We start from the raw sequence: 9276 nt of genomic DNA on the forward strand, positions 1-9276 counted from the left end.
GGAGGTCGAGGTCGCCGACCCGACTCCCCGCATCGGCAGAAAGGAAGCGGTCGAGAAAGGACAACAAGCGGTCGTGATGACATTTGAGAATGTCGTCGTCGTACAGGCTCGGGTTGGCTTGGAAGTCGATGTGCGTCGTGGTGCCGCCCACGCTCGGGTAGATGTTCACGAAAAGATCGTCGACGAGCCCGGAGGTCAACACGTGCAGCCGGCCGAGGTGCGGGCCGAGCCGGATCTCTCGGTCGGCCGGCATGATGTTGAGAGTCGGACCAAACGAGCGATTGCGGCTGATGTCCCTGCCGAGATCACGGCAGATGTCCTCACGGCGGTACCGCTGCCGCCGCAGCGCCCCGGTCAACTCGAGCTGGGCGGAGTGGATCAGCGCCCCGATCGTCACGTCCGCGCCCACCTCGAGTTGCAGCGGCACGACATTGGCCAACATCCCACCTGAGCGTCGCAGCGGTGCGGTCGTTCGGGCCGAAACCGGCAGACTGAGTACAATGTCCGATCTGCCTGTCATCCGGCACAGGAAGCCGGCAAGAGCAGCGACCAAGACCGTTGCCGCACTCGAGTTGTGCTTCGTTGCGGCCGAATCGAGCATTGAGGCTACGTCGTGTGACAAGGCCGCGCTGGCCACTCGCGGATGCGCCTCGACGGGCGCCGACCGCCCCGCCAGGCTCGCAGGTTCCGGCAGTCCCGAGGTCCGTTCCGCCCAGTACCGCCGATCCGCCTCGAACCGATCCGAGTTCCGGTAGGCAGCATCGATTTCAACGATCTGAGCGAGGTCCAGCACGCGGAGCGGCGGGGCCTCGACACCGGCAGCTGCGGCCGAATACAACTCGGCAATACGCTGCATCAGCGTCATGGCGCCGTAGCCGTCGAGGGCGATGTGGTGAACGCGTGAGTACCAATAGTAGTGCCGGTCGCCGACTCGGAGGATCGCCGAGACTGCGAGCGCATCGTGGAGGAGGTCTATCGGGGTGCTGAACTCGCTGCGCATCCACTGCTGCGCGGCGACGTTCGGGTCGTCCTCCGCGCGAAAGTCGATTCGCGGGATCCCGCTGTCGGAAGAATCGTCGACCAGTTGATACAGCTCACCGTCGTGATCGACAAGGCGTAAGAACCCGGAACCGAACTCCCTGGCCGCCACGCGACTCGTCGCCTCGAGCAAATCGATATCCAACTCGCCGAAGACCTCGACGTATTGCGCGATCGTGATCGGGAGCTCGCCGGCCAGTTGCTGGGCGAACCAGATTCCCTTTTGCGCGGCCGATAAACGGCATGCCTCGGACGGAAGGGCTCCCGAGCGCATTTCAATTCCTGGAGTCGGTGGTGGGGCGGCGTCCACGACTCTTCTCCGATCTGCTCTTCGCACCAGGAGGCGTGCAAGGATTGGGCTCGGGCCCGACCTCGGCGTGCTGGAGTTGCATGGATGTCCGCGCGCACGTGGTGTAGGCCGCGTCTCCCGCCTGATCGAAATGTGTTGCCACGTTGGCGAAGAACTTGTTCTCGTCGAGTAGTGCGAGCACTGTCGTGTAGCGGTCGGGACGGTGCTCGACGACGAGGCTGCCGCCCGCGTGCAGGAGCCGTGCGGCCGCAACAATCGTTTGCCGGGCGAGCTTCAGCCCATCTGTGTCGCTGACCAAGGCCCGTCGGCGGTACTCGCCGCACTGTGAGGGAAGGTCTTCGTCGTCGGGAATGCACGGTGGACGGGCGAGGACCAGATCGGCCGTTCCGGCAAGGCAGGACAGTAGATTGGGCGTGCTGACGGCGCTTTCGTGAAGCACGATCGGGCTCTCGCCGAGGCGGATCTGACGTTCGATGTTGCGTCGCGCCACGTTCAGGGCTGTCGGATCCGCATCCACGGCATGTACACCGGCATCGGCTCGGGCATGCGCGATTGCCAGGGCGATTGCTCCCGAACCGGTGCACAGATCCACGACCACTGGAGTCGTGACATGTGAAATATCGGCGAGGGCCTCGGCAAGTACAAGTTCGGTGTTGGCCCTGGGTGCTGGCACACCGGGGCAGACCCACACTTCTACACCGCCCAGTTCGGCCCGCGAGAGTCGGCGCCTAGCTCGATCGATGGCGTCACTCGAGGTCTGCGGACCAACGCTGTGGGCGAGGGCGGGGGATCTGCCTGCGCTGATCGTGAGGGCCCTGCGCATGGCGGCCGCCTTGACCAGGGTCTCGGTGAACTCTTCGTCGGGGTCGGATAATGCGACGATGGCGCCCCCGATCCCGAAGCTCACTGTCCCGTTTCGGGACACCATGGTTCGGATGACGATGCTGAGGTCGGCGGTGCCGTTGATGGACAGCCAGCCGAGGGCGCCCGAGTACACACCTCGCGGCCCCTCCTCCAGCCGATCGATGATTTCCATGGTGCGTATCTTCGGTGCTCCGGTCATCGAGCCACCCGGGAAGCAGGCGCGCACACACCCGACTGCAGTCGCGTCGCTGCGCAGGGTCCCCCGCACCGTCGACACGAGTTGGTGGACCGGTGCGTAGGTTTCGACGTCGAACAATCGAGGTACGTGCACCGAACCGGGAGTGCAGACCCGTGAGAGATCGTTGCGCACGAGGTCGACGATCATGAGGTTCTCGGCCCGGTCCTTCTCGCTCGTCAGCAGGTCCTGGCGGAGCGCGTCGTCCGTCGCAGCGGTTGCTCCGCGCGGCCGGGTGCCCTTGATCGGCTTGGACTCCACTACCCGGTCGGCGTCCACGCGCAGAAACCTCTCGGGGGAGGCGCTGAGTATGTCCGCAGCCTCGAACCTCAGGAGTGCTGCGTAGGGCACTGGAGTGATCGATCGGAGGTAGGCGAAGGTTTCGACGGGGTCTATCTCGACATCGATCTGGGCGTGGTTCGTCAGGCACACTTCGTACGTTTCGCCGACCCGAATGTTCTCCAAACAGGTACGGATCTTGTCGAGGTAGGTTTCACGGTTGTGGCGCAGCGTCATGCGCGGGTCTGCCGCCGACCTGATGAGCGGCCGCGCGGGAAGCGCATCGTCGGTCGTGACGGGCAATCGGTTGATTACCTGGGCCGTACGGCGCATCCAGTCGCGGGTTTCGGGTTCGTGGGCCTGCCCGCTGAGCGCCAGCAGGTAGCAGCTGCCATCGACGTGGTCGATCACGACTGCGCGGTCGGCGAAGACCAGGGCAGCGTCCGGTGTGTCCGCGGAGTGTTGCGCATTGCCGTCGGCTTCGGCCTTCAACTCGTAGCCCAGGTAGCCCACGTAACCCAGATTGAACGAGAACGGCAGGTCCGGCGATGGCGGCACAGCGCGGGCCCGCAACTGTTCGTCGAGATAGTCGAAGAATCGCACGCGTCGTGTGCCGGCAGGAACGCCGGAACGGTGCACCAGGACGGTGCCGTCCGCAACGTCGTACGTGATGTACTCGGCGCGTGGGCCAGATGCGTCGCCCATGATGGTGAAGCGGGCGTCCGACTCCACTGTGGAGCTGCCGTCGAGCCAAAAACTGTTGGGGCCGTCTGCGAACAGGCGCTCATACACCGTCTGTGGGTCGACTCGCCGATCTATCCGCCGTGTTTCCACCACGTATGGCGATAAGGTCCGCGGCCGACGTCGAGGCTTCGGTGCGGATCCCTTCCGGCGGGTCGGGGTGAGCTCACGGAAGTTGGCGAGGAGTTCATGTCCATGATCGGTGCAGACCGACTCCGGATGAAATTGCACCCCCCACAGCGGGCGCTGGCGGTGCCTTACCCCCATGAGGATACCGTCGGATGTCCACGCAGTTGGCTCCAGCTCGGCGGGGAGATCTTCGACGGCGAGAGAGTGGTACCGGACGACCGACAGGGGCGAGGGGAGGCCCGCGAACAATTCTCTTCCGTCGTGGAATACCTCTGAGTTGCGACCGTGCCTCGGCTCTGGTGCCAAGACGACATGCGCACCGAACAGTTGGCATAAACCCTGATGGCCGAGGCACACGCCTAGTGTCGGAAGCCCGCCCTGCAGAATGGCCCGCGAGCTGATGCCGAAGTCGCGTTCGCTTGCTGGGCGACCGGGCCCCGGAGAGATCACGATATTGTCGAACTCGGTCAGTTCGATCGCACGCCAGTCGACGTCGTTGCGCACCACCGTCGGCGGGCACCCGTTGACCTCGCTGAGAAAGCTGTAGAGGTTGTATGTGAAGGAGTCGTAGTTGTCGATCAACAACGTCTTGGTGAACATCGTTTGCCCGGTTCTCGGCGTGTGAGGGATGCGACACTGCGGTGTCACTCGCCGGTGCACCGACGTGAAGAGGTCCCTCGAACTTATTGCAGGAGCTTCGTCTGAGCGCGCACCACCCGTGGCGCCCTCCTCCGGCACGGGGAAAGCTCGTGTGATTCATTGACTGGGGGCGTTGCCACCAAGACCTCTCGACGTGGCGGCCCCGTTGGGAGGCTCCGCCGACCTGAGGAAAACTGACCGGCTGCGCCTGAGTGCCGGCGATGCCCGCTCGTGCTTTCTTGGTGACGAGCCGGCCGGGGGACAACTGGGACCTTGTACCGTCGATACGGTGGGCCTGGTGGACATGATCAATCCTTAGGAGGGCTATTTAGCCTGTCTATCAACGCAACCCGCCCAGGCCCCGACACGCCGCGCGATGCGCGCACTCCACCTTAAGTCACGAAAGTCTGTGGATACAAGGGCACCCATCCGGTAGTAATCCACAGAGCAAATGGTCGGTTCTATCCGCGGAGGGTGGCGGTGTGACCTGGAGCCTCCAGGCCACGAAAGTGATTGCGTCTCTTGACCTCAGGGTTCATGTGTCGGGTGTAACGATTACGAGGACGGAACGGCCGACCGCGACGATGGCGGGCGCGTTTCCCCGTTTCGCCGGTTGGGGACGGCGCAGTCGGGGATTGCATCGGCATGAAGCTTTCTGTACCTCGTGCGCGGTGGTATCGCCTGGCGGCAACTGCCGATCGAGTTCCCCCGGCCGGGACGGCGTACCCGGTCTTCGCCCGCTCCAGTCGAGCGGCGAGGACCTGGTGGGGGAGTGGGCGAGGTTGCGGGCGCCAGCTGAGGTCGGGCGAGATCCGCAACAGTCACGTCGTCGAGGCGGAAGACAGCGAAGAGACCGTGCAACCCTCGGGACCGTTGAGAGGCGAGATGTAGGGTCTTCCATAATTTGCCGATGACGATTGGTACGTCAATTACCTATCTGAACGCGAACTGTCCCAACAGCTTCCGTTCTCGGCGTTGCGCGAGCGGGCGGGAATGTCAGGGGTGTGGGCGCATGGTTTCGAGCATGTAGTCGAGTTCGGCGATGGTGCGGTGGGGTGGGAGGGTGAGGATGGGCATCTCGGCGCCTGCGGTGTACCAGTGCTGGAGCTGGTCTCGAGCGGTGTCGGGTGTGCCCCGGACGGTGAGCTCGTCGAGCAGATCCTGGGCTGCGGCTGGCACGTCGGTGGTGTCGTGGGTCGGGTTGACGGCGAGCACGGCCTCGACCTGGCGGTGGTATCCCCGTTCGCTCAGCGAGCGGCGGTAGAGCGAGCCCATGCTGGTGAGGTAGAACGTGATCCACCAGGACGCGATCTCGCGGGCGGTTGCATGCTCGGCCGCGACGGCGGTGGGGACGGCCGGGCACACCAAGGGGCGTGTTGTGCGGCCGGATCGGGCGCCCGCCTGCTGGAGCAGCTCGATTCCGTGGGGCAGCCACGACCGGGGGACCAAGAAGGGCGTCCAGCCGTCGGCCAGTTCGCCGGCGAGTTGGATGGATTTGTTGCCGAGTGCGGCGAGGTAGATCGGCAGGCCGGTGCGCGGGGCGACACCGAGCCGCAGGGGTCGTTGGTCGTGGGTTGCCGTCGGGCGAACCCGGTCGCCGTCGAGCAGTCGACGGACCTGTGCGGTGAACGATTGGTCGTGCAGTCCTTCGACGAGCTGTGGACTGCTTGCGCCCAAGCCGAGGACGAACCGGCCGTGTGAGACCTGGTCGAGGCTGGTGGCGAGCATCGCGAGGGTGCCGGCGGTGCGGCCCCAGACGCTGAGCACACCGGTACCGATGGTGATTCGTTCGGTCTTGGTGGCGATTTCGGTGAGCAGGACGGCGGCATCCTGGCTCCACCCTTCGGCGAGGAAGAACCCGTCATAGCCGAGATCTTCGGCGCGGCGGGCGACGTGCAGTATCACCTCACGGCGCGTTTCGAGCGGGGTCACGCAGATACCGAGGCCGCGCCGGGTAACGCTGACGCCGGAGGCGAGGTTGTCGGCTGTGTGGGTGCTCATGCGCGGGTTGCCGTCCGTTCTGGTGTTGATGCTCCACTCGACAGGCGCGTGCGCACCGCGAGGCGGGCGCGGTCGAGATAGCGCGTGTCGGCGAAGAGATGGAAATATGAGTTGGCCGCCAGCAGTGTGCCTTCCAGCTCGAACGCGAGCTGGTCCGGATCGGTGTCGGTGCGTAACTCACCGGATTGCTGTGCGTCGCGTGCCGCCTGCGCGAGGGTCCCCATCCACTGGCGCTGGCACTCGGTGACGGCGTCGCGGACCGGGCCCGGCGTCTTGCCGTCGAACTCGGCCATCGCGGCGGCGAAGAAGCACCCCCCTGGAAAGACTCCCCGTTCGACATACGACAGGAACGACTCACAGAGGGCGGTGAGGCGTCGTATGCCCGGACCCGACCCGAGTGCCGGTGTGACCACCTCGCGCACGTAACGCCGGCGCGCGACCTCGATGGTGGCCAGCTGGAGGTCTTGCTTGGACCCGAAGTGGGCGAACAGCCCGCTCTTGCTCATCCCGGTCAGGCTCGCGAGATGCCCGATGGTGAGTCCGTCGAGACCGTCGACCGATGCGACGTCGGCGGCCGTGTCCAGCACGGTCTCCCGTGTCTTGGCCCCTGGGGTCGTGTTCCGCTTCTGTGCCATGAACTCATCCTAGTACAGCACGAACGATCGTGCTATTTTTGATTTCAGTCGGCACTCGGGCCGGCCCGAAGAAGAAGGGGTCAGTGATGCCGTTCGTCAACGTCAAGGTCGTCGAGGGAGTGTTCTCGCACTCGCTGCGGGGCAGCCGGTCGGCTAGCGATGCGCGAGATACGGGATTTCTGGTCGAGTGAGGCGTGATGTTCGACGTGATTGTGGTGGGCGCCCGGTGTGCAGGCGCGTCGTTGGCGATGCTTCTGGCGCGCGGCGGTCACCGTGTCGCGGTGGTCGATCGAGCGTCGTTTCCCAGCGACACCATGTCCACGCATTTCCTGTGGCAACGTGCCGCGTTCCGACTGCGGGACTGGGGGTTGCTCGATCGGTTGCACGCCCGCGGCTGCGCACCGATCGAGCAGATCACCTTCGACGTCGGCCCGGTACAGATGTCGGGTATCGGGCCGGGCGTCGAGGGGCAGACGGCCGCCTACTGCCCGCGGCGGACCGTTCTCGACACGGTGCTGGTCGAGGCAGCCGTCGAGGCGGGTGCCGAACTGATCGACGGCGTCGTCGTCGACGACGTGGTGTGGACGGATGGTCGCGTATCGGGCGTGCGCGGCCGTCGCAAAAGTGGCGGCGGCTCGTTGTCGTTGCGGGCACCGCTGGTCGTCGGGGCCGATGGTCTGCACTCGACCGTCGCGCGGCGAGTCGCTGCTCGCGTCTACAACCACCATCCGCCGCTGACGTGCGTGTACTACTCCTATTGGAGTGGCCTCGGCGATGTGCGCGCGTCGTTCCACGCCAGAACCGGCCAGCTGATCCTGGTCTGGCCCACCAACGACGGACTCACCTGCATCTACGTCGGTTGGCCCCGCCGGGAATTTGTGCGCGTCCGCACAGACCTCGACCGAAGCTTTCACGCCGCCCTCGATCTGGTGCCAGGACTGCATGACACGGTCGCCTCCGGCCACCGCGAACAACGTTTCGTCGGTACCGCCGACCTACCCAACCAGTACCGAACATCGGTCGGGCCGGGCTGGGCGCTCCTCGGCGATGCCGGCCACCACAAGGACCCCTCCACGGGGATGGGCATCGCCGATGCGTTCCTCAGCGCCGACCTGCTCGCGGAGGCCATCCACAGCGCGCGCGCCGGCCGTCCCGTCGACGACGCACTCGGCGACTACCAACGTCAGCGCGACCAGCTCACCGCCAACGGCTTCGAACTAGCGCTCAGCACGGCCCGCCTCGCGCCGCTCTCGAACGACCTCACGGCGTTCTACAGAGCGGCCGCGGCCCAACCGGAGGTCGTCGAACAGATCTTCGGCGTCCTCGGCGGATCGGTGCCCATCCGAGACGTCTACTCCGCACCGAACATCGCGTCGGTCCTCGCGCAAACCAACGCATGAACGCACATTCCTTTCGCGTGGTCGATCGCGGAAACCGAGAGGCTGTGAAGAGGATCGGAAGCCGTCTCGGACTCCTGTGGTCGTCCATTCCGGATGCGCTGATGCAGCGACACTCCGAGCGCATCGTGGGCCGAGGCGAGGACCCGGGGCCGACCGCTACCAGGCGCGGAGCTCACAAGCCGGTCCCGACGCTGTCCTCGACCGTGTTCCAGCCGAGGCGCCCACGACCGTGACCCTCGCCGGTGGGCAGCGCAGGGCGTCGGGGTCCTCGCCAGGCGGTGGCGGCGCCTCGAGCGCGTGCAGCCGGATCAACGCCTCGACCAGCGGCTTCGCACCCTTCCCAACGGACGCTCCGCAATGTATGTCTTACCTGTTCAGGGGCCTTGTGTCCGATGCCCTCGAAGATCAGCCTCAGTTCCAGAATCCATGTATCTCATGACATACGGATTCTGGAGAACATGGGCTTTCGAGATCCTGCAGGTGTTGAGATGGCGGGGCGAACGGGACGCCCGTGATATTCACGAATCAGGAAGTGCACAGTGTTTTTGGGGTGTGCCGTGTCGCGCGTCGATCCGAAGGTGTTCCTCAGCTGGTCGGGAGCGGCGCCGAGGAAGGCTCCTGCGGTGGCTGGGTGGGCGGCTGTGTGGTCGGGTAGTCCGATGGCAGAGGCGGGGGCGGCTGTGTGGTCGGGTAGTCCGATGGCAGAGGCGGGGGCGGTTGTGTGGTCGGGTTGTCGGAAGGGAAAGGCAGGGGCGGCTGCGGAGGCGGGACCATCGTGATGGTGGGTTCAGGGCTGGTGGACGGCAAGGTCTCGGGCGGGAGCGTGAGTGTCGTCGTGGGTAGCGGCGGCAGTGAAGTGGGCGGCAGTCCGGGAATCTGCAGGTCCGTGGGCAGGGTTCCCGGCAGCTGCTCGACTCCCGGCACGGTTGTGGAACCGGGTGTCCCCGGCGCGGTGGCCGGCAACTCGATGGTCTGCGTCGGCGTGTCGGTGGTGGTGGTACCGGG

General features: G+C 65.5%; 5 protein-coding genes and 1 pseudogene. 1 reads left to right on the plus strand and 5 read right to left on the minus strand.

The window, feature by feature from the left end:
* The 4 genes from AZG88_RS32990 to AZG88_RS33005 all read right to left on the minus strand — a co-directional run.
* On the minus strand, positions 1-1312 hold a 1312-nt coding region (locus AZG88_RS32990), incomplete at its 3' end, for a condensation domain-containing protein (protein WP_156517685.1).
* A gap of 1 nt (position 1313) precedes the next feature.
* Entirely contained in the window at positions 1314-4196 is a 2883-nt protein-coding gene (gene pabB / locus AZG88_RS32995) for an aminodeoxychorismate synthase component I (protein WP_061043690.1), read from the minus strand.
* 1035 nt (positions 4197-5231) lie between these two features.
* Positions 5232-6236, minus strand: a complete 1005-nt coding sequence (locus AZG88_RS33000) for an LLM class flavin-dependent oxidoreductase (protein WP_061700234.1) — start codon at positions 6234-6236, stop codon at positions 5232-5234.
* Complete coding sequence (locus AZG88_RS33005; protein WP_061043692.1) at positions 6233-6871, minus strand: TetR/AcrR family transcriptional regulator; 639 nt, start codon at positions 6869-6871, stop codon at positions 6233-6235. The genes AZG88_RS33000 and AZG88_RS33005 overlap by 4 nt, the downstream gene beginning before the upstream one ends.
* A 197-nt stretch (positions 6872-7068) precedes the next feature.
* Between AZG88_RS33005 and AZG88_RS33010 the strand changes: the two genes are divergently transcribed.
* Positions 7069-8271 (plus strand): NAD(P)/FAD-dependent oxidoreductase, encoded by a 1203-nt coding sequence (locus tag AZG88_RS33010; RefSeq protein ID WP_061700235.1) that lies wholly within the window; start codon positions 7069-7071, stop codon positions 8269-8271.
* Between the two features lie 585 nt (positions 8272-8856).
* Here AZG88_RS33010 and AZG88_RS54505 read toward each other — a convergent pair.
* Positions 8857-9276, minus strand: a pseudogene (locus AZG88_RS54505) (anti-sigma-D factor RsdA); the annotation flags it as partial.

Origin of the sequence: Rhodococcus sp. LB1, assembly GCF_001583455.1 — a bacterium.
Lineage (GTDB): Bacteria > Actinomycetota > Actinomycetes > Mycobacteriales > Mycobacteriaceae > Rhodococcus_F > Rhodococcus_F opacus.